At 68.5% G+C, this 23,128-nt stretch carries 19 protein-coding genes; 13 read left to right on the top strand and 6 right to left on the bottom strand.

Annotated elements, in window-relative coordinates:
- Positions 1–16: 16 nt before the first annotated feature.
- The gene (gene leuS, locus A5733_RS08375) at positions 17–2,890 is read right to left on the bottom strand and encodes a leucine--tRNA ligase (protein WP_369830916.1); all 2,874 of its coding nucleotides are present in this window, start codon (positions 2,888–2,890) and stop codon (positions 17–19) included.
- 199 nt (positions 2,891–3,089) lie between these two features.
- Here leuS and A5733_RS08370 point away from each other — a divergent pair, with 199 nt between their 5' ends.
- Positions 3,090–4,001 carry an LpqN/LpqT family lipoprotein gene (locus A5733_RS08370; protein ID WP_076239789.1) on the top strand — a complete coding sequence of 304 codons (912 nt, stop codon included), beginning with the start codon at positions 3,090–3,092 and terminating at the stop codon, positions 3,999–4,001.
- 58 nt (positions 4,002–4,059) lie between these two features.
- Entirely contained in the window at positions 4,060–4,410 is a 351-nt protein-coding gene (locus tag A5733_RS08365; protein WP_067774597.1) for a hypothetical protein, read from the top strand.
- A gap of 7 nt (positions 4,411–4,417) precedes the next feature.
- On the opposite strand, the gene A5733_RS08360 is transcribed toward A5733_RS08365, so the two are convergent.
- Positions 4,418–5,023 carry a YqgE/AlgH family protein gene (locus tag A5733_RS08360; RefSeq protein ID WP_067774594.1) on the bottom strand — a complete coding sequence of 202 codons (606 nt, stop codon included), beginning with the start codon at positions 5,021–5,023 and terminating at the stop codon, positions 4,418–4,420.
- Positions 5,024–5,126: 103 nt separating this feature from the next.
- On the opposite strand from A5733_RS08360, the gene A5733_RS08355 reads away from it, so the two are divergent.
- Together A5733_RS08355 and A5733_RS08350 are read left to right on the top strand one after the other, a co-directional pair.
- Positions 5,127–6,422: an MFS transporter gene (locus tag A5733_RS08355; RefSeq protein ID WP_076239808.1), complete on the top strand. Its 1,296-nt coding sequence runs from the start codon at positions 5,127–5,129 to the stop codon at positions 6,420–6,422.
- Positions 6,423–6,432: 10 nt separating this feature from the next.
- A complete protein-coding gene (locus A5733_RS08350; RefSeq protein ID WP_067774591.1) occupies positions 6,433–7,209 on the top strand; it encodes a TIGR03084 family metal-binding protein in 777 nt (258 codons plus the stop codon).
- Between the two features lie 86 nt (positions 7,210–7,295).
- Here the strand turns inward: A5733_RS08350 and A5733_RS27685 are convergent, their stop codons facing one another.
- Both A5733_RS27685 and A5733_RS08340 read right to left on the bottom strand, forming a co-directional pair.
- The gene (locus A5733_RS27685; protein ID WP_076239788.1) at positions 7,296–7,787 is read right to left on the bottom strand and encodes a pullulanase; all 492 of its coding nucleotides are present in this window, start codon (positions 7,785–7,787) and stop codon (positions 7,296–7,298) included.
- Between the two features lie 18 nt (positions 7,788–7,805).
- Positions 7,806–9,263: a CCA tRNA nucleotidyltransferase gene (locus A5733_RS08340; RefSeq protein ID WP_076239787.1), complete on the bottom strand. Its 1,458-nt coding sequence runs from the start codon at positions 9,261–9,263 to the stop codon at positions 7,806–7,808.
- Positions 9,264–9,347: 84 nt separating this feature from the next.
- On the opposite strand from A5733_RS08340, the gene A5733_RS08335 reads away from it, so the two are divergent.
- The 9 genes from A5733_RS08335 to A5733_RS08295 all read left to right on the top strand — a co-directional run bounded on the left by A5733_RS08335 (position 9,348) and on the right by A5733_RS08295 (position 20,979).
- A complete protein-coding gene (locus A5733_RS08335) occupies positions 9,348–10,148 on the top strand; it encodes an NUDIX hydrolase (RefSeq protein ID WP_076239786.1) in 801 nt (266 codons plus the stop codon).
- Positions 10,130–12,580: a DUF6049 family protein gene (locus A5733_RS08330; RefSeq protein ID WP_076239785.1), complete on the top strand. Its 2,451-nt coding sequence runs from the start codon at positions 10,130–10,132 to the stop codon at positions 12,578–12,580. Before A5733_RS08335 ends, A5733_RS08330 begins: the two co-directional genes overlap by 19 nt.
- Positions 12,577–16,281 carry a murein biosynthesis integral membrane protein MurJ gene (gene murJ, locus A5733_RS08325; RefSeq protein ID WP_076239784.1) on the top strand — a complete coding sequence of 1,235 codons (3,705 nt, stop codon included), beginning with the start codon at positions 12,577–12,579 and terminating at the stop codon, positions 16,279–16,281. Before A5733_RS08330 ends, murJ begins: the two co-directional genes overlap by 4 nt.
- Before the next feature lie 99 nt (positions 16,282–16,380).
- The gene (gene sigM / locus A5733_RS08320; protein WP_198938752.1) at positions 16,381–17,031 is read left to right on the top strand and encodes an RNA polymerase sigma factor SigM; all 651 of its coding nucleotides are present in this window, start codon (positions 16,381–16,383) and stop codon (positions 17,029–17,031) included.
- Positions 16,982–17,725: a hypothetical protein gene (locus A5733_RS08315; RefSeq protein WP_076239783.1), complete on the top strand. Its 744-nt coding sequence runs from the start codon at positions 16,982–16,984 to the stop codon at positions 17,723–17,725. The genes sigM and A5733_RS08315 overlap by 50 nt, the downstream gene beginning before the upstream one ends.
- Before the next feature lie 81 nt (positions 17,726–17,806).
- Positions 17,807–18,742, top strand: coding sequence for a thioredoxin-disulfide reductase (trxB, locus tag A5733_RS08310; protein ID WP_076239782.1), 936 nt, complete (start codon positions 17,807–17,809; stop codon positions 18,740–18,742).
- Between the two features lie 32 nt (positions 18,743–18,774).
- On the top strand, positions 18,775–19,107 hold the full coding sequence (gene trxA / locus A5733_RS08305) for a thioredoxin (RefSeq protein WP_076239781.1): 333 nt from the start codon (positions 18,775–18,777) through the stop codon (positions 19,105–19,107).
- Between the two features lie 126 nt (positions 19,108–19,233).
- Positions 19,234–20,424, top strand: a complete 1,191-nt coding sequence (locus A5733_RS08300; RefSeq protein WP_067769110.1) for an N-acetylmuramoyl-L-alanine amidase — start codon at positions 19,234–19,236, stop codon at positions 20,422–20,424.
- A gap of 123 nt (positions 20,425–20,547) precedes the next feature.
- Complete coding sequence (locus tag A5733_RS08295; protein WP_076239780.1) at positions 20,548–20,979, top strand: SRPBCC family protein; 432 nt, start codon at positions 20,548–20,550, stop codon at positions 20,977–20,979.
- Between the two features lie 13 nt (positions 20,980–20,992).
- Here A5733_RS08295 and A5733_RS08290 read toward each other — a convergent pair whose 3' ends face one another.
- Both A5733_RS08290 and A5733_RS08285 read right to left on the bottom strand, forming a co-directional pair.
- Positions 20,993–21,838 (bottom strand): acetyltransferase, encoded by an 846-nt coding sequence (locus tag A5733_RS08290; RefSeq protein WP_076239779.1) that lies wholly within the window; start codon positions 21,836–21,838, stop codon positions 20,993–20,995.
- Positions 21,839–22,060: 222 nt separating this feature from the next.
- Positions 22,061–23,107: a ParB/RepB/Spo0J family partition protein gene (locus A5733_RS08285; protein WP_067769115.1), complete on the bottom strand. Its 1,047-nt coding sequence runs from the start codon at positions 23,105–23,107 to the stop codon at positions 22,061–22,063.
- Positions 23,108–23,128 lie beyond the last annotated feature (21 nt).

Below are 23,128 nucleotides of genomic sequence, written 5' to 3'. Positions count from 1 at the left end.
GGAGGTGCACAAATCACTAGACGACGAGGTTGACCAGCCGGCCCGGGACGACGATGACCTTCTTCGGGGTGGCGCCGTCGAGGAAGGCCTGCACCTTCTCGTCGGCCAGCGCGGCGGCCTCGAGTGCCGCCTTGTCTGCATCGGCCGGCACGGTGATCTTGCCGCGCACCTTGCCGTTGACCTGAACCGGGAACTCGATGGTGTCGTCCACCAGATACTGCGGGTCGGCCACCGGGAACGGCCCGTGCGCCAGTGACGCGTCGTGGCCCAACCGCTTCCACAACTCCTCGGCCAGGTGCGGCGCCAACGGGGCGACCATCAGCACCAGCGGCTCGATCGCGGCGCGGGCCGACACCCCTTCCTTGGTCAGGTGGTTGGTGTACTCGATCAGCTTGGCCGCGGCGGTGTTGTTGCGAAGTGCCGCATAGTCTTCGGCCACCCCCGCGATGGTGCGGTGCAGGATCTTGAGGGTGTCGGTGTCGAGCGCCTCGTGCTCGTTGACGTTGGTCGCTCCGGTTTCTTCGGAGACCACCAAACGCCACACCCGCTGCAGGAACCGGTGCGCCCCGACGACATCCTTGGTGGCCCAGGGCCGCGACGCCTCCAGAGGCCCCATCGACATCTCGTAGACACGCAGGGTGTCCGCGCCGTAGGCGTCGCAGATCTCGTCCGGTGAGACCGAGTTCTTCAAGCTCTTGCCGATCTTGCCGAACTCCTGCTTGACCTCTATCTCACCGTCAGGACCGGGCCAGAAGAACTTGCCGTCGCGCTCGACGACCTCGGCCGCAGGCACGTAGCTGCCCCGGGGGTCGGTGTAGGCGAACGCCTGGATGTAACCCTGGTTGACCAGACGCCGGTACGGCTCCTTCGAGCTGACATGGCCGAGGTCGAAAAGCACCTTGTGCCAAAACCGGGAGTACAGCAGGTGCAGCACCGCATGCTCGACACCGCCGACGTAGAGATCGACACCGCCCGGATCGTCCGGGCCGTGCTCGGCCGGCCGCGGACCCATCCAGTACGCCTCGTTCTCCTTGGCGCACAACTCTTCTGAGTTGTGTGGATCGGTGTAGCGCAGCTCATACCAGGAGCTACCCGCCCACTGCGGCATCACGTTGGTGTCGCGGGTGTAGGTCTGCAGCCCGTCGCCGAGATCCAGCTCGACATGCACCCACTCGGTGGCCTTACCCAACGGCGGGGACGGCTCACTGTCGGCGTCATCCGGGTCAAACGACACCGGCGAATAGTCGGGGATATCCGGAAGTTCCACCGGCAGAGCCGATTCCGGCAGGGCATGGGCGCGGCCGTCGGCGTCGTAGACGATCGGGAACGGCTCACCCCAGTACCGCTGCCGGGCGAACAGCCAATCGCGGAGCTTGTACTCGATCCGGGCCCGGCCACGGCCGTCGGCCTCCAGGCGTTCGATCACCGCGGCCTTGGCCTCGGCCACCGACAGACCGTTGAGGTAGCCGGAATTGACCATGGTGCCGTCACCGTTGTAAGCCGACTCGGTGATGTCGCCGCCGGCGACCACCTCGACGATGGGCAAGCCGAACTCGGTCGCGAAGTCCCAGTCGCGCTGGTCGCCACCGGGCACCGCCATGATGGCGCCGGTGCCGTAACCGGCCAGCACGTAATCGGCGATGAAGATCGGAACCTGCTCGCCGTTCACCGGATTGGTGGCGTAGGCGCCCAGGAACACCCCGGTCTTGGTCTTGTTCTCCTGGCGCTCCAGATCCGACTTGGCCGCGATGCCGGCCCGGTAGGCGGCCACGGCTTCACCCGGGGTCGCCGCACCGAAGGTCCACCGCGAATCGGTGCCGCCGGGCCAGGCGTCGGCCACCAGCGCATCCACGAGATTATGTTCGGGCGCCAGCACCAGGTAGGTGGCGCCGAACAAGGTGTCCGGCCGGGTGGTGAACACCTCGACATCTCCTGCGGCGGTACCGAATTCGACCGACGCGCCGGTGGAGCGGCCGATCCAGTTGCGCTGCATGGTCTTGACCTTGTCCGGCCAGTCCAGCACCTCGAGGTCGTCGAGCAGCCGATCAGAGTAGGCGGTGATACGCATCATCCACTGCCGCAAGCGCTTCCGGAACACCGGGAAGTTGCCGCGATCGCTGCGGCCGTCGGCGGTGACTTCCTCGTTGGCCAACACGGTGCCCAGCCCCGGGCACCAGTTCACCATCGAGTCGGCGCGATACACGAGGCGGTAGCCGTCGACCACATCGGCGCGCTCGGCCGCCGACAGCTCACCCCACGTCCGGCCGTCGTCGAGAGTGCGTGCGCCGGAATCGAATTCGGCGATCAACTCGGTGATGGGCCGGGCCTTGCGGGCCGCCGGATCGAACCAGGCGTTGTAGATCTGCAGGAAGATCCACTGCGTCCACTTGTAGAAGTCGACATCGGTGGTGGCGAAGCTGCGCCGCGAATCGTGACCCAACCCCAGCCGGCCCAGCTGCCGGCGGAAGTTGACGATGTTGGCCTCGGTGCGGGTGCGCGGGTGGGTTCCGGTCTGCACGGCGTACTGCTCGGCAGGCAGACCGAACGCATCGAAGCCCAGCGCGTGCAGCACGTTGCGCCCGGTCATCCGGTAGTACCGGGCGTAGACGTCGGTCGCGATGTAACCCAGCGGGTGCCCGACGTGCAGACCCTCGCCGGAGGGATACGGGAACATGTCCTGGACGAACATCTTGTCCGCGGGCAGCGGTGAGCCGTCCTGCGGCGCCAGCGAGCCCACCGGATTGGCCACGTTGAACGTGCCCAGCGCGTTCCACCGTTCCTGCCAGTCGCGCTCGATCTGGCCCGCCAGTTGCGTGGTGTAGCGATGCTGCGGGGCGTCCTCTTCCGGACGCGAGTTGGACGGTTCAGCGGGTTCGATCACGCCGTTCAGGGTATAAGGCCACGGTTTGGGCAGCTCACCGCCCGTCGGACCGCCCCAAGGCCACGGGTTGGTATCGGTTGCATCGCAGCACTGTCAGGGGTTGATTCCGACTCGATTGAGTTGCTGGTGGTAGGTGGTGACCCGCGGATAGTGTCGGCGCCTGGTGAAAGTCGCCTGGTGAGCGCACAGTTTGCGGAAGGAACGAGTGATGATCGAGTTGGCCCGCCGGTGGCGGGTGCTGGCAGCGGGCGCAGCCGCCGGCGTGGCCGGGGTTGTCGGTTTCGCTGGTCAGACCGCCTCAGCCGAACCCCTTCTCCCGGTTCCCAGCGTTCCCGGTCCGGTGACGGTGACCCAGACCGTCACGGTCGCCCCCGCCGCAGCGCCGGCTGCACCGGGCGCTCCGGTCAATCCGGCACCCGCGGTGGCGTCCGCGGCGCCGGTGGCCGCACCCGTCGCGGCAGCGGCAGCGGCACCCGTCCCGGTGGCGCAAACCATCAGCCCGGCCACCTCCGGCAGCCTTGCCGAGTTCTTCAAGAGCAAGGGCGTGAAGATGGAGCCCCAGGTCAGCCACGACTTCAAGGCGTTGAGCATCGTGTTGCCGCTGCCCTCGGGCTGGACCAAGGTGCCCGATCCCAATGTGCCCGACGCGTTCGCCGTGATCGCCGACCGGTCCAGCACCGACCTCTACACCCCCAACGCCCAGGTGGTGGTCTACAAGCTCGTCGGCAATTTCGATCCGGCCGAAGCGATCAGCCACGGCTACGTCGACAGCCAGCAGTTGCAGAACTGGCGCACCACCGACATGGCCATGGGCGCCTTCAACGGTTTCCCGTCGGCGTTCATCGAAGGTAGCTACCTGTCCGGCAGCCAGATGCTCAATACCTCGCGCAGGCACATCCTGGCCACGGCCGGCCAAGACCACTATCTGGTGTCGTTGTCGGTGAACTACTCGGCGGCCAACCAGGGTGTTTCCGCGGCTGCCGACGCCGCGGATGCGATCGTGTCCGGCTTCAAGGTCAGCGCTCCGGCGCCGGCCCCGGCCCCGGCGCCAGCTACCCCGGCCGCCCCGGCTCCCGCCCCGGTACCGGGTTTGCCGCAGCTCCTGGGCCTGCAGGGCTGACCCGCCGACACCCGGGGCGACCTCGCAACTTCGGCCGGCGCCTCGTATTGTGTGGCGCATGCTGATCGCCGCGCTGCTGTGTTTGAGCGCCGCCGTCATCGTCGGCGTGTTCGGGCTGTGGTTGTTGACCAGACCTCGCACCGGTGATCCCGTGCGCTCGGTTCTGCGGGCCGTGGCGCCCACCCAACTGGCCGCCGCGGTCATGCTGGCCGCCGGTGGCGCCGCCGCCCTGGCCGCAGCGCCTCATACCGGCCTGATGGTCGTCGTGGTGTGCATCATCGGGGCCGTTGCCACCGTGGCCACGGGCTGCTGGCAGAGCGCCAAGGCCGTGGCGGTCACCGAAGCCCGGTCTCAGTCCGGTGCCGGCTGCGCCGGTTCGTGCGCCGGCTGCACGCTGTCCTGCGAGTGACGTCGAGCTAGTTGCGGCTGACGTCGATCGGGTGCGTGGCCAGCATCGCCGTCGGCAACGGCTGACGTCGCAGCACCCGGCCCCACAGGTCGATACGCGCCTCGGCCAGCACATCAGAGGGCAAGGCCGACAGCACGATCCAATCGTCGCGTTCGATCTCACCGTCAAGTTGGCCGATGGTCCAGCCCGAGTATCCGGCGAAGATCCGCACCCCTTCGATCACCGGGGCCAGAGTGTCCGGATCGGCGTCGAGATCGACCATCACCACCCGCCCCTGCACGTGCCGCAGCCCCGGCACCCCGTCGGCCTGCATGCCGACCCGCAGCGTCGCCAGGCACAGCGCCGAGTCGCGCTTGACCGGACCGCCGATGAACATGGTCTTCGGTTTGGCGGTGAGCTTGGCCCACTGCGGCAGCACGTTGTAGACCGCGGTCTCACTGGGCCGGTTGAGTACCACACCGAGTGTCCCGCCGGCGTTGTGTTCGACGATGTAGATGACGCTGCGCCGGAACGTCGGCTCCAGCAGATCGGTGTTGGCCAGCAACAGCGTGCCCGGCCGCACCCGCTGCGCCGCAGGCGCGATGAAATCCTCCGGGTCTTCTGACTGCGCCACGCCTACATCATGGCACCGCGATTGCCGTGACGTGGAGAACAAGCGCGGGCGCGGTGAGATTTCGGCGGTTTGGATGTCGCGGGAGCTTTGTACTGTGGATCGGGTGGTTCATGCTCGCGCGCTCGGCGCCCTCTGGCACTCGCTGCGCGGCATGACCGAATTCCGCCGGCTCCTGGAGTTACGCGCGGTCAGCCAGTTCGGCGACGGGCTGTTCCAGGCCGGCTTGGCCGGGGCGATCCTGTTCAACCCGGAACGCCAGGCCGAGCCGTGGCAGATCGCCGCGGCGTTCGCGGTGATGTTCCTGCCCTACTCGGTGCTCGGCCCGTTCGCCGGAGCGCTGCTGGACCGGTGGGACCGGCGCCTGGTGCTCGTCGGCGCGAACCTCGGCCGGCTGCTGCTGGTGCTCTTGGTGGGTCTCCTGTTGACCATGGGCGCCGACGACGTGCCGATCCTGTGCGGGGCCTTGATCGTCAACGGGTTGACCAGGTTTGTCTCGTCGGGTCTTTCGGCCTCGCTGCCCGATGTGGTGCCCCGCGATCAGGTGGTCACGATGAACTCGGTGGCCACCGCGATCGGCGCGGTCGCGGCCTTCCTCGGCGCGGACTTCATGCTGCTGCCGCGCAAGCTGTTCGGTGCCGACGACACGGGTGCGGCCGTGGTGATGTTCATCGTGGCGCTGCCGGTGGCGTTGGCCCTGTGGTTGTCGGTGCGTTTCGGGCCGCACGTGCTGGGTCCGCACGAGAGCAAACGCGCCATCCACGGCTCGGTGGCGTATGCGGTGTCGACGGGATGGGTGCATGGGGCCCGCACCGTACTGGCCGTCCGCCCGGTCGCCGGTACCTTGGCCGGGCTGGCCGCCCATCGGATGGCGTTCGGCATCAACTCGCTGCTGGTGCTGGTCATCGTGCGGCACACCGACGATCCCGACGTGACCGGTCTCGGGTTGGGCACCGCGGTGCTGTTCGTGGTGGCCGGCGGCATCGGACAGTTCGCCGCCACTGTGGCCGCCCCGGCGGTGATCGGCCGGTTCGGGCGGTACCGGACGGCCAACGGCGCGCTGGGTGTCGCGGTGGTGGTGCAACTGCTGGCGATCGGGTTGCACATTCCGGTGATGCTGGCGTGCGGTCTGCTGCTCGGTGCGGCCGGCCAGCTGGTGAAGCTGTGCGCGGATTCGGCCATGCAGATCGACGTCGACGACGCGCTGCGCGGCCACGTGTTCACCGTGCAGGATGCGCTGTTCTGGATGTCGTTCGTGTTGGCGATCGCGGCGGCGGCCGCGGTGATCCCCGCCGACGGGCACTCCCCCGGCCTGGTCGCGGCCGGCGCGGCAGCGTATCTGGCCGGCCTCGGCGTGCACGCCGCGGTGGCGTCGCCGAAGCCGCACACGCCGCCGGTCTAGGCTGACCGCCATGGTGAGCGCCGCGGCCGTCGTGGCCGACTTGTCCGCCGAGAGCGACGAACTCGACGCGTTGGTGGCCGATCTGCCGCCCGAACGGTGGGCCGCCCCCACCCCGGCCGAGGGCTGGACCATCGCCCATCAGATCGCCCACCTGTGGTGGACCGACCGGGTGTCGGTCATCGCGATCACCGATGGCCCGGGCTTCGACGCCGTTCTCGCCGAGGCCATGCAGAACCCGACGGGATTCGTCGACGCCGCAGCCGAGGAACTCGCCCTGACGCCACCGGAACAACTGCTAGCCGATTGGCGCGCCACCCGCGCCCGGTTGCACACCGAATTGCTCAACGTGGCCGAGGGCCGCAAGCTGCCCTGGTTCGGACCCCCGATGAGCGCGACGTCGATGGCGACGGCCCGCATGATGGAGACCTGGGCGCACGGACTCGACGTGGCCGACGCCCTCGGAGTACGTCGACCGGCCACCGCACGGCTGCGTTCAATTGCCCATATCGGCGTGCGCACAAGGGATTTCGCGTTCACGGTGCATGGGTTGACGCCGCCGGCCGAGCCGTTCCGAGTCGAGCTGAGCGCGCCGGACGGCTCGCTGTGGGAGTGGGGGCCGGCCGACGCCGCGCAGCGGGTGACGGGTGCGGCCGAAGACTTCTGCATGCTGGTGACCCAGCGCCGGGCTCCCGCGGATCTGGACGTGCGAGCCGAAGGTGACGACGCCGTCAAGTGGTTGACGATCGCGCAGGCCTTCGCCGGGCCACCGGGAGCCGGCCGGGGCTGAGCGCTCACTCGTCAGCCGCGAGCGACCGCAACTGCACACGATATACGGCGTGTCGGCGTACAGACACGCGCGCTCGCGGGGCGAGGCTAAGACACCGCGTCGGCGCGGCCGTCGCCATCGGTGTCGGCCAGCTTCAGGTCCCAGCGCCCGTCACCGTCGGTGTCGACGTACGCCAGGCCCGGACCGATCACCCGATCCGCCAGGCCGTCCCCGTCGACGTCCAGCAACCGGTCATCGGCGGTGCCGTCGGCATTGAAATCGACCAGCGGACCGCCCGTGTGCTCGACCCCGTCGAGGCCGAACCAGCGCACCTGTCCGGTGCGGTCCACCCGCAGCGCCCAGGTGCCCGAACCGTCGTCGGAGAAATAACTTTCGGCGTGATCGTCGTCATCGACGTCGAGCACCGCGCGCTCGGCGATACCGTCGCCGTCGAGATCGGCCATCACGTCGTCGATCCGGCCGTCCCCGTCGACATCGAGCCCGATGCCGTCGAGGCTGCCGTTGCCGTCGACATCTACATCGGGTGTCCCGCTGAAGATGGTCGCCGTTCCGTCGGGCTCACCCAGGCAGTAGTCCATGACTGATCAGACGCACGATCAGCCCCTGGCGTTCCACCATTTCAGCAATTCGTCGACGGCCTGCTCGCGGGACAGCGGCCCGTGCTCGAGGCGCAGCTCCTTGAGGTGCTTCCAGGCCTCGCCCACCTGCGGGCCGGCCGGGATGCCGAGGATCTCCATGATCTCGTTGCCGTCGAGGTCGGGCCGGACCCGCTGCAGATCCTCCTTGGCCGCCAGTTCGGCGATCCGGTTCTCCAGATCGTCGTAGTTGGCCTGCAGCCGTGCCGCGCGGCGCTTGTTGCGGGTGGTGCAATCGGCGCGAACGAGTTTGTGCAGCCGGGAAAGCAGCGGACCGGCGTCGGTGACATACCGGCGCACCGCCGAATCCGTCCACTTGCCGGCACCCTTGTCGTCGGCGTAGCCGTGGAACCGCAGGTGCAGATAGACCAGCTGCGAGACGTCGTCGATCATCTGCTTGGAATACTTGAGCGCGCGCATCCGCTTGCGGGCCATCTTGGCGCCGACCACCTCGTGGTGGTGGAAGCTCACCCCGCCGTCGGATTCGTGCTTGCGGGTCGCGGGCTTGCCGATGTCGTGCAGCAGTGCGGCCCAGCGCAACACCAGATCCGGACCGTCGTCTTCGAGATCGACGGCCTGCCGCAGCACCGTCAACGAATGCCAGTACACGTCCTTGTGCTGGTGATGTTCGTCGATGGCCATCCGCATCTCGCCGACCTCGGGCAGCACCACCTCACCGAGCCCGGTCTGCACCATCAGATCGACACCGGCCACGGGATCCTGGCCGAGCAGCAGCTTGTCCAGCTCGGCGGCGACGCGCTCGACGGTGATCCGGGACAGCTGCGGGGCCATCTCCAGCAACGCCTCGAGCACGCGCGGCGCCACCCCGAACCCCAGCTGGGAGACGAAGCGGGCCGCCCGCAGCATGCGCAGCGGATCGTCTCCGAACGACACCTCCGGCGCCGACGGCGTATCGAGGACCTTGGCCTGGATGGCCGCCAAACCGCCCAGCGGGTCATGGAATTCGGCCGGTCCGTCGGCGCCGATCCGCACCGCCATGGCGTTGACGGTGAAGTCGCGGCGCACCAGATCGTCATCGAGGTTGTCGCCGAACTCGACCGTCGGATTGCGCGACACCTGGTCGTAGCTGTCGGCGCGGAACGTGGTGATCTCGAGCCGGTGCCCGCCTTTGCCCACGCCGATGGTGCCGAACTCGATGCCGGTGTCCCAGATCGCGTCGGCCCAGGGTCGCAGGAACTTCAGCATCTGCTCGGGGCGGGCGTCGGTGGTGAAGTCCAGATCGCTGTCTTCGGTCAACCGGCCCAGCAGGGCATCGCGCACGCTGCCGCCGACCAGGTACAGCTCGTGGCCCGCGCCGGCGAACACCGCGCCGAGCTCGCGCAGGACCTCGGCGCGGCGGTTCAGCGCGACGAGTGCGCCGGCCAGCAATTCGGCATCAGTAACAGCAGCGTCGGACACGTTCGATGAGCCTAATGCTCCCGGTCTGGTCACAACCGGCGAGTGCGGCGGGAGGCCAACCCCGTGGCAGCTACTATCGCTTGGGTGTCGGACGGCGAACAGGCCAAACCAAGACGGCGCCGCAGTCGGCGTCGTGGCCGTCGCCGTGCACAGAGGGCGGCGGGTCCCCCGGCCGACGATCACGGCACGGACACTGATCGGCCCGGCCAAGCGCCCATCGCCGCGGCGGCACCCGCACCGACGCCACGTGACCAATCCAAACAGCACAAGCGGCCGCGTCGTCCCCAGGAACGGCTCCGCACCGTCCACGAGACCTCCGCCGGCGGCCTCGTCATCGACGGCATCGACGGTCCCAAGGACACCCAGGTGGCGGCCTTGATCGGCCGGGTCGACCGGCGCGGGCGAATGCTGTGGTCACTGCCCAAGGGCCACATCGAGCTCGGCGAGACGGCCGAGCAGACCGCGATCCGCGAAGTCGCCGAAGAGACCGGCATCCGCGGTGACGTGTTGGCCGCGCTGGGCAGCATCGACTACTGGTTCGTCACCGAGGGCCGACGAGTACACAAGACCGTGCACCACTACCTCATGCGCTTTCAGGGCGGCGAACTGTCCGACGACGATGTCGAGGTGACCGAGGTCGCCTGGGTGCCGCTGCGCGAACTGTCGTCCCGACTGGCCTATGCCGACGAACGCAAGCTGGCGGAAGTGGCCGGGGAACTGATCGACAAACTGCACACCGACGGGCCGGCCGCGTTGCCGCCGCTGCCCCGCAGCGCACCTCGGCGGCGGCCCCAGACGCATTCGCACACCCGCAATCACCGCCGCGACGAATCTGCGCAACCCCAGCCCCGCCGGCGCACGAACGGATGCGGACAGGGACCGTGACCGCCCTGGCGCGCACAGTGGTGCTCGCAGCGGTGGTGATGCTGTTCTCGACGTGGTCGGTGATGGCGCTGCCCACCCTGGCGCCCCGGGCGGGTGCGAGCGAACCCAGCCCGCTGCCGTTCCTGAAGATCCGCATCGACAAGGTCACCCCCGAGGTCGTCACCACCACCAGCGACGCGGTGCTGACGGTCAGCGGAGCCGTGCTCAACGTCGGTGACCGCCCGGTGCGCGACGTGGTGATCCGGATGGAGCACGCCAGCGCGGTGACCTCGTCGAGCCAGCTGCGCACCGACCTCACCGGAGACCTCGACCAGTTCGAGCCGGTGGCCGACTTCATCACGGTGGCACCGGAGATGCAGCGCGGTGAATCCGTCGGCTTCACGCTGTCCTATCCCTTACGGGCCGGCGACCGCCCCTCGCTGCGCATCGGAGAACCCGGTGTCTATCCGGTGCTGATCAACGTCAACGGCACCCCGGATTACGGTGCACCGGCCCGGCTCGACGACGCACGCTTCCTGTTGCCGGTCCTCGGCGTCCCACCGGATGGCGCGGAGCGCTCCGACGGCGAGTCGCTGTCGGCGGCGGACACGCTCAATTCGGTGGTCCCGCCCGACACCTCCCAGCCCGTGCGGACGACCTTGCTGTGGCCGCTGGCCGACCGGCCGCGGCTGGCCCCGGGTGCCCCGGGCGGCACCACGCCGGTGCGGTTGGTCGACGACACCCTGGCGGCCTCGCTGGCCCCCGGCGGCCGGCTCGACACCCTGCTCTCGGCCGCCGACTTCGCCACCGGTCCGACCGTGGACTCCGGCGGGCAGATGCGGGCCACCCTGTGCCTGGCGGTCGACCCGGACCTGCTGGTCACCGTCAACGCGATGACCGGCGGCTACGTCGTCAACGACGGTCCAGACACCGGACCCAGCACACCGACGCGACCCGGCGCGGGCCAGGACGCGGCGATCAACTGGCTCAACCGGCTGCGGGCCCTGGCCGGGCGGCTGTGCGTGGCGCCGACCAACTACGCCCAAGCCGATCTGAGCGCGCTGCAGCGGGTGGGCGATCCGGGCTTGAGCGCCATCGCCACCAACGGCGCCGGCGACATCGTCGACCAGATCCTGGGGACCACCTCGATCCGCGGCGCCAGCATCCTGGGCGACGGTCCGCTCACCCGCCCGGCACTGGACCTGCTGGCCGCCCAAGGCCAGACCGTGCCCATCGCCGCCGCGCACATCACGGCACAGGACTCGGAGACCGGCGCCCCCGAAACCGCCGATGTCACGCCCGTGCGGTACCGGCCGGACGTGGTCGCGGTCGGCTTCGACCCCGCCGTCGGCGCCGCGCTCGCCGGTGCCGGCACCGACCCGGTGGCGCCGTCGTACCTGGATCCGTCGCTCGACATCCCGGTACACCATGACTCGCAGACCGCCCGGCGCCAAGACGCTCTCGGCGCGCTGCTGTGGCGCGGTCTCACCCCGAGCGAGCAGCCCCGGACCCAGATCCTGATGCCGCCGCTGGTGTGGTCGCTGGACGCCGACGACGCGCAGGCCATCCTGACCACGGTGGCCACCACGATCCACGCCGGCCTGGCCGTGCCACGCCCGCTGCCGATGCTGATCGCCGAGAGCAACGCGGTGCCCCCGCAACCGCTGCAGCCCCCGCCGCCGGAAACCCTCGGCAACCCGCGCGGCCGCATCGACGAGAACATCGACACCGGCATCGCCGCGGTTGTCGGCCGGCTGTGGGGGTTGACCGCCGCGCTGGCCACCGACGAGCGCACCGGGCTGACCGGCATGCAGTACACCGCTCCGCTGCGGGAGGACACGCTGCGCGCCCTGAGTCAGTCCGTGCCCCCCGAAGCCCGGAACGGGTTGGCCGAACAGCGGCTGGGCGCCGTCAACCGCAGTGTGAACGACATGTTCGGCGCGGTGACGATCGTCAACCCGGGCGGCGCCTACACCCTGGCCACCGAGCGCAGTCCGTTGCCACTGGCGCTGCGCAACGACCTGCCGGTGCCGGTGCGGGTACGGCTGCACGTCGACGCGCCGCCCGGCATGACCGTCACCGACATGGGTGAGATCGTGCTGCCGCCCGGCTACCTGCCGCTGCGGGTGCCGATCGAGGTGCACTTCACCCAACGTGTGGCCGTGGACGTCAACCTGCAGACCCCCGATGGCCTGACCCTGGGCGAGCCGGTGCGGTTGTCGGTGCACTCCAATGCCTACGGCAAGGTGCTGTTCTTCATCACGCTCTCGGCCGCCGCCGTGCTGGTGGCGCTGGCCGGCCGCCGGCTGTGGCACCGCTTCCGCGGCCAGCCCGACCGGGCCGACCTCATCCCGCCGGGCGAGCATCCCGACCCGCTCGACGTCGCCATGGCGTTCAACAACGACGCCGACGCCGACGCACCGCACCCGAGCAGTTCGGACCGGTCTCGATGACCTCGCCCGACCAGCACCCGGCCCGCCGGCCGGGCCCGCCGCGGATTCCGCACGCCACCGGCCCGGCCCGACCGGCCGGGCGCGCCGAACTGTCCGACGCCGCGGTGGTGTCCCGGTCGTGGGGCATGGCCTTTGCCACCCTGATCTCACGCATCACCGGCTTCTTCCGGTTCGTGCTGCTGATGGCCCTGCTCGGCGGGGCGCTGACCAGTTCGTTCTCGGTGGCCAACCAGCTGCCCAACATGGTGGCCGCGTTGGTTCTGGAAGCCACCTTCACCGCGATCTTCGTTCCGGTGCTGGCCCGCGCCGAACGTGACGACGCCGACGGTGGCACCGCCTTCATCCGTCGGCTGGTGACGCTGGCCACCACGCTGCTGCTGGTCACCACCGTGCTGTCGGTGCTGTGTGCGCCGCTGTTGGTGCGGCTCATGCTCGGCAGTGACCCGAAGGTCAACAACCCGCTGACCACCGCGTTCGCCTACCTGCTGTTGCCGCAGGTGCTGTTCTACGGGTTGTCGTCGGTCTTCATGGCGATCCTCAACACCCGCAACGTGTTCGGGCCGCCGGCGTGGGCTCCGGTGGTCAACAACGTGGTGGCGATCGTGACGCTGGGAGTTTTCGTCCTGGTGCCCGGAGAGTTCTCGATCGATCCGCCGCACATGGGCACGGCCAAGCTGTTGGTCCTGGGCATCGGCACCACGCTGGGCGTGGTCGCCCAGGCCGCGGTGCTGTTCGTGGCGATCCGGGCCGAACGGGTCAGCTTGCGCCCGCTGTGGGGCATCGACGCCCGGCTCAAGAAGTTCGGCGCCATGGCCGCGGCGATGGTGCTCTACGTGCTGATCAGCCAGGTCGGCCTGATCGTCGGCAACCAGATCGCCAGCGGCGCGGCCGACACCGGGCCGGCCATCTACAACTACACCTGGCTGGTGTTGATGCTGCCGTTCGGGATGATCGGCGTCACGGTGCTCACCGTGGTGATGCCGCGGTTGAGCCGCAACGCCGCGGCCGACAACGTGCCCGCCGTGCTCGACGATTTCTCCCTGGCCACCCGGCTGACCATGGTGACGCTCATCCCGGTCGTGGCGATGATGACCGTCGGCGGCCCGGCGATCGGCAGCGCGCTGTTCGCCTACGGAAACTTCAGCGCCTCGGACGCGGGTTACCTGGGGATGGCGATCACCCTCTCGTCGTTCACGCTCATTCCCTATGCGCTCGTGCTGCTGCAGCTGCGGGTGTTCTACGCGCGCGAAAAGCCGTGGACCCCGATCTTCATCATCGTGGTGATCACCACCGTCAAGATCGTCGCCTCCGTCGCGGTGCCACATCTGACCGACAACGCCAACATGGTGGCCGGATACCTCGGCCTGGCCAACGGCCTGGGATTCCTCGCCGGCGCGGTGGTGGGGCATCTGCTGTTGAAGTCCAACCTGCGTCCCCGCGGTGGGCGGATGCTGCGTGACACCGTGATCCGCACGATCCTGGTGACACTGGCGGGCTCGCTGCTCGCCAGTCTGGTGGCGCACACGGCCGACCAGCTGCTGGGCCTGGAGTCACTGACCACGCATGGCGGCGCCGGGGGCTCGATCCTGCGCCTGCTCGTGCTGGGGCTGATCATGCTGCCGATCATCGCCGGTGTCATGCTCGCGGCCCGTGTTCCCGAAGCCCAGTCGGTGCTGGCGCTCGTGCGCCGTCGACTGGGACGGGGGCAAGCCACCCCCTCGGCGACCGGAACGGTAGCCGTGCAAACAATTACGCCGCCCGTCGCGCCGCACCCTGCGGCGCCCGTCACGTACCCTGATCAGAGGAATTCTTCTCCTGATCGGTGGCCGTCAAGCCCGGCAGCCGCCGGAGGCGGGACCCCGGCGGGTGTTGCCGGGGTGGGGATGCGGAAAGGATCACCGGTGACCGACGAATCTGCGGACGGCTCGGCACGGAACGCCACCTCCACCTCCGAGATGACGAGCGAGACGACGAAGCTGCCGCGGCCGAGTGCCGACGATTTCCAGCCCGACGAGTTCGAGCCGGACGTCGCGCCGGAGGAACCGTCGACCACGTCGTCCGAGGAGGGCGCCACGTCGGTGATCTCTTCCGAGCCCGGCGGCCGGTCGAACGGAACAGCTCGCCCGGTCACCGACTTCGGTGGTGACCCGACCCGCGAACCCATCTCGTTCGCCGCGCCGCGCGAGGCCGCGTTGGAGCCGGAAGACGACGATGTGCACCTGATCCCCGGGGCGACGATCGCCGACGGGCGCTACCGGTTGCTGGTATTCCACGGCGGCCCACCGCACCTGCAGTTCTGGCAGGCCCTCGACACCGCACTGGATCGCCAGGTGGCGTTGACCTTCGTCGACCCGGACGCCACCATGTCCGACGCGCAAGTGCAGGAAATCCTTTCGCGCACCCTCAAACTCAGCCGCATCGACGTCCCCGGCATCGCCCGGGTGCTGGATGTGGCGCACAGTGGCTCGGGTGGGCTGATCGTCTCGGAGTGGATCCGCGGCGGTTCACTGGCCGAGGTGGCCGACACGTCGCCCTCCCCCGTCGGTGGGGCCCGGGCCATCCAGTCGCTGGCCGCGGCTGCCGAGGCGGCCCACCGAGCCGGCGTGGCCCTGTCCATCGATCATCCGAGCCGGGTTCGAGTCAGCATCGAAGGCGATGTGGCGCTTGCCTTCCCGGCCACCATGCCGGACGCCACGCCCGACGACGACATCCGCGGCATCGGTGCCGCACTGTACGCACTGCTGGTCAACCGCTGGCCGCTGAAGGAATCGGGGTCGCGCAGTGGCCTGGAACCGGCGGCCCTGGATCAGGCCGGGCAGCCGGTCGAACCGCGCGCGGTGGATCGCGACATCCCGTTCCAGATCTCGGCTGCCGCCGCTCGTGCTGTCCAGCCCGGTGGTGGAATTCGCAGCGCCCCAACGCTTTTGAACCTGCTGCAGCAGGCCACCGCGATCGCCGACCGGACCGAGTTGATGGGTTCGTTCGAGGAGGCTCCGGCCCCGGCCGCCCCGGTCCGCGCGCACGAGACCCCGGAGGAGCACGAGGCCGCCGAGGCCCGGCGGCGCAAGGGCCTGATCATCGGGGTCAGCGTGGCCGCGGCCGTCATCCTGGTGGCGCTGCTGGTGCTGGCCTCGATCCTCAACCGCATCTTCGGTGATGTGGGCGGCGGCCTCAACCGCGACGAACTCGGCCTGAATGCCCCCTCGGCGAGCAGTGAGGAAAGCCCGGACAGTTCCTCGGCCGCTGCCGGAAGCACCGTGAAACCCGTTCGGGCGACGGTCTTTTCACCCGAGGGCGAGGCCGATTCACCGGCCACCGCCGGGCAGGCCATCGACGGGAACTCCAGCACCGCGTGGTCCACCGACACGTACTCCGATCCGGCCCCGTTCCCGGGCTTCAAGAACGGTGTCGGGCTCATGCTGCAGTTGCCCGAGCCGACGGTGATCGGTTCGGTCACCCTCAACGTCACCAGCACCGGCACGTCGGTGCAGATCCGCTCGGCGAAGTCGGCCTCCCCGTCGTCGCTGTCCGACACCACCGAGCTGACCCCGGCGACCCCGCTGAAGCCCGGCTCAAACACCATCTCGGTGGACAAGGCCTCGTCGACGTCCTACGTGTTGGTGTGGATCTCGACGCTGGGCACCGTGGACGGCAAGAGCCGCACGGATATCTCCGAGATCACCATCAAAGCGGCCTCCTGACAACCCATCCACAGCCCTCATAGCGCTGTGAGCTGGGGTTATGCCGCTGCGGGCAAACAAGTGTCCAGGTGGGTACCGGACAGCGTTTAAGTTCAGCGTGTGGGAAGGTTCGGGGGGACCGGCAAGCCGGTGGAGCAGATACGGGAGCACGACGCGACCGATCGCTCTGACGCCGAACTGCTCGCCGCCCACGTCGCCGGAGACCGGTATGCCTTCGAGGAACTCGTCCACCGGCACCATCGTCAGCTGCGCCGCTTGGCGTTTCTGACCAGCCGGCACCATGAGGATGCCGACGACGCGGTACAGGATGCGTTGTTGTCGGCGCATCGCACGGCCGCGTCGTTCCGCTATGACTCGGCCGTCAGCAGCTGGCTCTACCGCATCGTCGTCAACGCCTGCCTGGACCGGGTGCGCCGGTCACGCACCCAGCCCGCCGCGGCTCTCTACGAACTCGGCCACCTGTGTCACGTGCGTGACCCCGCCGGCGACCCGGCCCCGCGCGTGGACACCGCCATCATGATCGAACGGGCACTCATGCAGCTGCCGGTCGAGCAGCGCGCCGCCGTGGTGGCCGTCGACATGCAGGGTTACTCGGTGGCCGAGACCGCGCGGCTGCTCGGGGTGGCCGAGGGCACCGTGAAGAGCCGGTGTGCCCGCGCCAGGACCAAGCTGGCCCGGCTGCTCCAGTATTTTGAAGCCGATGAACGGCAGCACGCCCCGAGTGCCGTCGGACGGTCCGATTCCTGCTGAGCTGCTCGCGGACCTGCAGGCCGGGCTGCTCGACGACGCCACCGCCGCGCAGGTGCGCCGGCGGGTGCGCACCGATCCGCAGGCCGGCCCCGAAGCCAGGGAGATCTTGTCCGCCCTCGACCGGGTGCGCCGGGAGGTGCGTGCGCTCGGCACCGATTCGGCGTCAGCTCCGGAGGTTCCCGAGGAGGTCAGCGCCCGCCTGTCCGAGGCACTGCGGGCCGCGCCGGGGACTGCGGGCACCCGGCGCTGGAAGTTGGTGGCTGCGGCCACCGGGGCGGTTGCGGCCGTGGTGGCGATCGTGATCGGCAGCCTGATGTTGCTGCGGCCACCGGCGACGACGACGTCGACGTTGACCAGCGTGGGCCGGATCAGCGTGTCACCGCCGCGCACCGACATCGGCCTGCCCGAGTCCCAGATCCTCGGACTGCTGTCGGCGCCGGCGGACCTGGGCCCACTGGGCGACCCGCAGCACCGCGCGGCGTGCCTGCAAGCGCTCGGTTACCCGCCCGGGGTGCAGATTCTGGGCGCCCGGCCACACGACGTCGCCGGCCGGCGCGGGGTGCTGATGCTGTTGCCGGCCGCGGACGGGGCGCCGTCTGCCGCTGTCGCGCTCGTCGTGGCCGCCGACTGCGACGGTGGTCGTGCCGGGTTGCTGGCCCGGACCGTGCTCAACCGCCCGGTGAGAAGTCCGTAGTGTGACCTACGCGCTCGCCTGGGAACAGATCCGGCCTAGGCTGACGTTGCAACCCGTGCCGAGAACGGCAGAAAGGCCTACATGTCCACCTCAGCGACGGTTCACGACGTCATCATCATCGGTTCCGGCCCGGCCGGTTACACCGCGGCCATCTACGCCGCCCGCGCCCAGCTCAAGCCGCTGGTGTTCGAGGGCACGCAGTTCGGCGGCGCGCTGATGACCACCACCGAGGTGGAGAACTACCCCGGCTTCCGTGAGGGCATCACCGGCCCCGAGCTCATGGACGAGATGCGGGAGCAGGCCCTGCGCTTCGGCGCCGACCTGCGCATGGAGGATGTCGACGCCGTCGACCTCACCGGCCCCGTCAAGACGGTCACCGTCGGCGACGAGACCCACCAGGCCCGCTCGGTGATCCTGGCGATGGGCGCCGCGGCGCGGCACCTCGGTGTGCCCGGCGAGGAAGCGTTGACCGGCATGGGCGTGAGCACTTGCGCCACCTGTGACGGCTTCTTCTTCCGTGACCAGGACATCATCGTGGTCGGCGGCGGTGACTCGGCGATGGAGGAGGCCACCTTCCTCACCCGCTTCGCCAGCTCGGTCACGCTGGTGCACCGCCGCGACGAGTTCCGTGCCTCCAAGATCATGCTGGAACGCGCCCGCGCCAACGAGAAGATCACCTTCCTGACCAACACCGAGATCACCCAGATCGAGGGCGATCCGAAGGTGACCGGGGTGCGGCTGCGCAACACCGTCACCGGTGAGGAATCCAAGCTCGACGTCACCGGCGTGTTCGTGGCGATCGGTCACGATCCGCGATCGGGGCTCGTCCGAGGCCAGATAGAACTCGACGACGAGGGCTACGTGAAGGTGAACGGCCGTACCACGGCCACCACGCTCGACGGTGTCTTCGCCGCCGGCGACCTTGTCGACCACACCTACCGCCAGGCCATCACCGCCGCGGGCAGCGGTTGTTCAGCGGCCATCGACACCGAGCGTTGGCTCGCTGACAACAGCTGACCCCCAACAGTTTTCGACGACAGGAGAGCTCCATGAGTGCGGACAACGCAACAGTTACGGTCACCGACGATTCGTTCTCCAACGACGTTCTGAGCAGCAGCACCCCGGTGCTGGTGGACTTCTGGGCCACCTGGTGCGGGCCCTGCAAGATGGTTGCCCCCGTCCTGGAGGAGATCGCCGGCGAGAAGGCCGGTGAGCTGCGCGTGGCCAAGCTCGACGTGGATGCCAACCCGGTCACCGCACGTGATTTCCAGGTGGTGTCGATCCCGACCATGATCCTGTTCAAGGACGGTCAGCCGGTGAAGCGCATCGTCGGCGCCAAGGGCAAGGCGGCACTGCTACGCGAGCTTTCCGACGCGCTCTGACGCCCAAAAAACTGCCACCACGCCCACCGCGGATACGCCTGGCGTTTTCCGGTATGTGGCCGAAGTCTGAGACAATGCTGGCTAGCTAGTCCGGCAGACGGCCGGAGACCAGCATGGAGGGGCCGAATGTCGAGTCTGCGTCGCGGTGATCGTGGCGGAGCAGTCACCGAGATCCGGGCAGCGTTGGCCGCATTAGGTCTGATGGACAGCCCGGACGCTGACCTGAGCACCGGTAGACATGTTGCGCTCGACGCCTTTGACGACGAGCTCGACCGTGCCGTTCGGGCTTTTCAACAGCATCGTGGTCTGCTGGTGGACGGCATCGTCGGAGAGGCCACCTACCGCGCGCTGCGTGAGGCCTCCTACCGGCTTGGCGCCCGCACCCTGACCCACCAGTTCGGGGCGCCCATGTACGGCGACGACGTCGCCACGCTGCAGGCACGGCTGCAGGATCTCGGCTTCTACACCGGCATGGTCGACGGACATTTCGGCCTGCAGACGCACAACGCGCTGTCGTCGTATCAGCGTGAGTACGGGCTCTACCCAGACGGTATCTGCGGCCCGGAGACGTTGCGCTCCCTGTACTTTCTCGGCCCACGCGTCACCGGCGGCTCACCGCACGCCATCCGCGAAGAAGAACTGGTCCGCCGTTCGGGGCCCCGCCTGTCCGGTAAGCACGTCATCATCGATCCGGGCCGCGGCGGTGCGGACCACGGGATGATCATGCACGGGCCCGATGGCCCGATCAGCGAGGCAGACATCTTGTGGGACTTGGCCAGTCGGCTCGAAGGCCGGATGACGGCGATCGGCATGGAGACCTTCATCTCCCGGCCGGCCAACCGCAGCCCGCTCGACGTCGATCGCGCCAACACCGCCAACACCGTGGGCGCCGACCTGATGATCAGCCTGCGCTGTGAAACACAGGCCTCCCCCGCCGCGAACGGCGTGGCCTCGTTCCACTTCGGCAACTCCCACGGTTCGGTGTCGACCATCGGCCGCAATCTGGCCGACTTCATTCAACGAGAAGTTGTGGCGCGCACCGGTTTACGTGACTGCCGCTCCCACGGCCGGACCTGGGATCTGCTACGCCTGACCCGCATGCCCACCGTTCAGGTCGACATCGGCTACATCACCAATCCACACGACCGTGGCCTACTGCTGTCCACCCATACCCGCGACGCCATCGCCGAGGGCATCCTGGCCGCCGTCAAACGTCTGTACCTGCTGGGTAAAAACGACCGCCCCACAGGCACTTTCACCTTTGCCGAGTTGTTGGCGCATGAGTTGTCGGTGGAACAGGCCGGCCGCGGCGCGTGAGCGCCAATTGAGCTTGAGCGCGTGAGCGCCAATTGAGCTTGAGCGCGTGAGCGCCAATTGGACCTGAGCGCGTGAGCGCCAGACAAGCTTGAACGCGCCCCGGTCCGTGCTTAGCTGATCGATATGGCGCGGACGTATCGCTACACCGACAGTCGCGACATCGCGGTCGACCCACTGGTGGCGTGGGACGTCGTCTCCAACCACGAACAGATGGCCGAGTGGATGCCCGCACGCAAGGTCATCCTGGAACAGGATGGCACCCCAAATCGCAACGGGGTGGGTGCTGTGCGCGCCATCCATCTGTTCGGATCTCCCATCCGCGAACGAATCACGGCATTCGAGGCGCCGACGAAACTTCGGTACGAGTTGGTGTCCGGGCTACCGTTTCGTGACTACGTCGGTCAGATCACGGTCGCACCGGTTGCCGGCGGCACTCGAATGACAACCGAGATCAGCTTCCGCACGGTCATTCCCGGCTCACAGTTCATCGTCGCCGTCGCCCTACGTGTGGCCAGCGCGGGCGCTGTACGCGCAGCACGCCGCCGTGCCGGCTGAGTCGACGTAGCTTTTACTGGGGCGCAGTACTTTTCGCACTGAAACCGGTGCCGGACATCCCCGCACCGACCGGTAGCTCGATGCGCGCATTCTCCAGTAGTCGCTCGAGTGCGGCTTCCACTTCAGCCTTCCAGCCGAGTCCCTTGTCGAGTTCCAACCGCAGTCTGGGGAAATACGGATGTGGTGCGACGACCGTGAAGCCGACATCTTCGAGAAAATCAGATTCGAGCATGCACCGGTCCACCGCGCAGTCCCCCAGAACCCGTGTCACCGCGGACAACTCGGCAGGCAGCTTCCCGCTGTCGGAAAGTTCGGTCAGTCCCGCGGTGTAGCCGAACGCTTCCAACGCACGGACACCGCGTCGGACCAGATCGGTGACGACCGCGGCAAGCAGGTTCTGAGACAGCCGCTCGCTGTCCTCGGTGGAATCCACGCCAACAGCGGTCAACAGAATCGCGTCGGCACTCACCGGGGCGGTGGGAAACAGCCGCGCCCGTGGCACGGCACCCGGGGGTGCATAGAACGCGAAACCCAGACACGGTTCGTCCACGCCGGCCGGCGGCGCCAAGCCGAACTCCGAGGCCGCGGCGACGACGTCGAGCCGAACATCCTGATCTGCGGCGTCCACCTCGGACGTAGCATCCGGTGCGTCGTCGGGACGGGCCATGACGGCCAGTTGACCGCACGATCCCCACTCCAGCATGACCATGGACAGCCACGCTTCTTTCTCGAACTCGGGGTCGCCCAGACGGTCGTCGTCGATTGTGGTCGGATCGACTTCCCAGAACACACACCGCCGCGCATGCTTGGGCAGCTGCTCGAAACCTTCGAGCCGAAGCGGCGTGATTCGTGTTGTCACTGAGGTCCCTGGCTTTCACACTGAGTGCGTGGCTGCCCCTCAAGGATAGGAGAGTCGGTCCGAACGGACACACTGTGCCCCGTAAATCTCATCGCGCTCCGCCTCCGAGGTGAAATCCTATGCCGCACAGCCGCTTTGCTTTCTGACGCGTTCGCGGCTGCATGCGCTGATCACTGATGTGTCACAGTGACGGAACAACCTGGTGTCCTCGGTCGTGGACTTTCAGGACTGTTCGGCGCTCATGATGTCGACAATGCGCTGCAAATCGTCAACCGACCCGAACTCGACCACGATCTTGCCCTTCCGTTTGCCCAGACTCACGGTGACCCGAGTATCGAAGGCCGACGAGAGCCGTTCAGCAACATCCTGGAGGCCCGGCATCTGGATGGGCTTCCGCCGCGGCGCCGGCGGCGCGGTGTTGCCGTCGCGGTTGGCCAGTGTCACGGCCTCCTCTGTGGCGCGCACCGACATTCCTTCAGCGACGATCCGTGCCGCCAGCTCCTCTTGCTTCTCCGGACCGCCTTCCAACGCCAGCAGGGCCCGCGCGTGGCCCGCGGACAGCACCCCGGCAGCCACTCGACGCTGCACCGCGATCGGAAGACGCAGCAGTCGGATCATGTTCGAGATCAACGGCCGGGACCGCCCGATACGTGCGGCCAGTTCATCGTGGGTGACCTCGAACTCGTCGAGCAGCTGCTGGTATGCGGCCGCCTCTTCGAGCGGGTTGAGTTGGACCCGGTGGATGTTTTCCAGCAGCGCGTCGCGCAGCATGCTGTCATCGCCGGTCTCACGAACGATCGCCGGGATGGCCTCCAGGCCGGCCTGCTGGGCGGCACGCCAGCGCCGCTCCCCCATCACCAGCTGATAGTGGGTATCGCCGTTCTCCGTGACCTCGCGGACGACGATTGGCTGCATCAATCCGAACTCACGGATCGAGTGCACCAACTCGCTCAGCGCCTCTTCGTCGAATACCTGCCGGGGCTGACGTGGGTTCGGCTGGATCAGGCTCGGGTCGATCTCGCGGTAGGTGGCCCCGACATCACCGGTGACAACCGAGTCGGTTTCACGTGCCACCGCCGGTGCCGCGGTGGGCGGGACACCTGGAGTGCCCGGAGCGCCCGACTCAGCCGGCGGCCCGAGAAGCACATCGGCGGCGCTGGCGCCCATCCGCGGGCTCAGCGCATCGTTGCCGTCCTCCGCGGGACCGGTCGGGATGAGCGCCGCCAGTCCCCTGCCGAGGCCACTCCGCTTCCGTGCCGGCTGATTCATGGTCGTCTCCTGCTCATCCCT

It is taken from the genome of Mycobacterium sp. NS-7484 (assembly GCF_001953975.1).
Classification (GTDB): Bacteria; Actinomycetota; Actinomycetes; order Mycobacteriales; family Mycobacteriaceae; genus Mycobacterium.
The sequence above is the reverse complement of the archived record's forward strand: the minus strand, read 5'-3'. Positions and strand labels throughout refer to the sequence as shown.

Bases quoted from the DNA above. Each gene is read 5' to 3' on its own strand.
- A5733_RS08370 (WP_076239789.1), top strand. From the start codon at position 3,090: ATGATCGAGTTGGCCCGCCGGTGGCGGGTGCTGGCAGCGGGCGCAGCC.
- A5733_RS08365 (WP_067774597.1), top strand. From the start codon at position 4,060: ATGCTGATCGCCGCGCTGCTGTGTTTGAGCGCCGCCGTCATCGTCGGC.
- A5733_RS08350 (WP_067774591.1), top strand. From the start codon at position 6,433: ATGGTGAGCGCCGCGGCCGTCGTGGCCGACTTGTCCGCCGAGAGCGAC.
- A5733_RS27685 (WP_076239788.1), bottom strand. From the start codon at position 7,787: ATGGACTACTGCCTGGGTGAGCCCGACGGAACGGCGACCATCTTCAGC.
- A5733_RS08330 (WP_076239785.1), top strand. From the start codon at position 10,130: ATGCGGACAGGGACCGTGACCGCCCTGGCGCGCACAGTGGTGCTCGCA.
- murJ (WP_076239784.1), top strand. From the start codon at position 12,577: ATGACCTCGCCCGACCAGCACCCGGCCCGCCGGCCGGGCCCGCCGCGG.
- A5733_RS08315 (WP_076239783.1), top strand. From the start codon at position 16,982: ATGAACGGCAGCACGCCCCGAGTGCCGTCGGACGGTCCGATTCCTGCT.
- trxB (WP_076239782.1), top strand. From the start codon at position 17,807: ATGTCCACCTCAGCGACGGTTCACGACGTCATCATCATCGGTTCCGGC.
- trxA (WP_076239781.1), top strand. From the start codon at position 18,775: ATGAGTGCGGACAACGCAACAGTTACGGTCACCGACGATTCGTTCTCC.
- A5733_RS08300 (WP_067769110.1), top strand. From the start codon at position 19,234: ATGTCGAGTCTGCGTCGCGGTGATCGTGGCGGAGCAGTCACCGAGATC.
- A5733_RS08295 (WP_076239780.1), top strand. From the start codon at position 20,548: ATGGCGCGGACGTATCGCTACACCGACAGTCGCGACATCGCGGTCGAC.
- A5733_RS08285 (WP_067769115.1), bottom strand. From the start codon at position 23,107: ATGAATCAGCCGGCACGGAAGCGGAGTGGCCTCGGCAGGGGACTGGCG.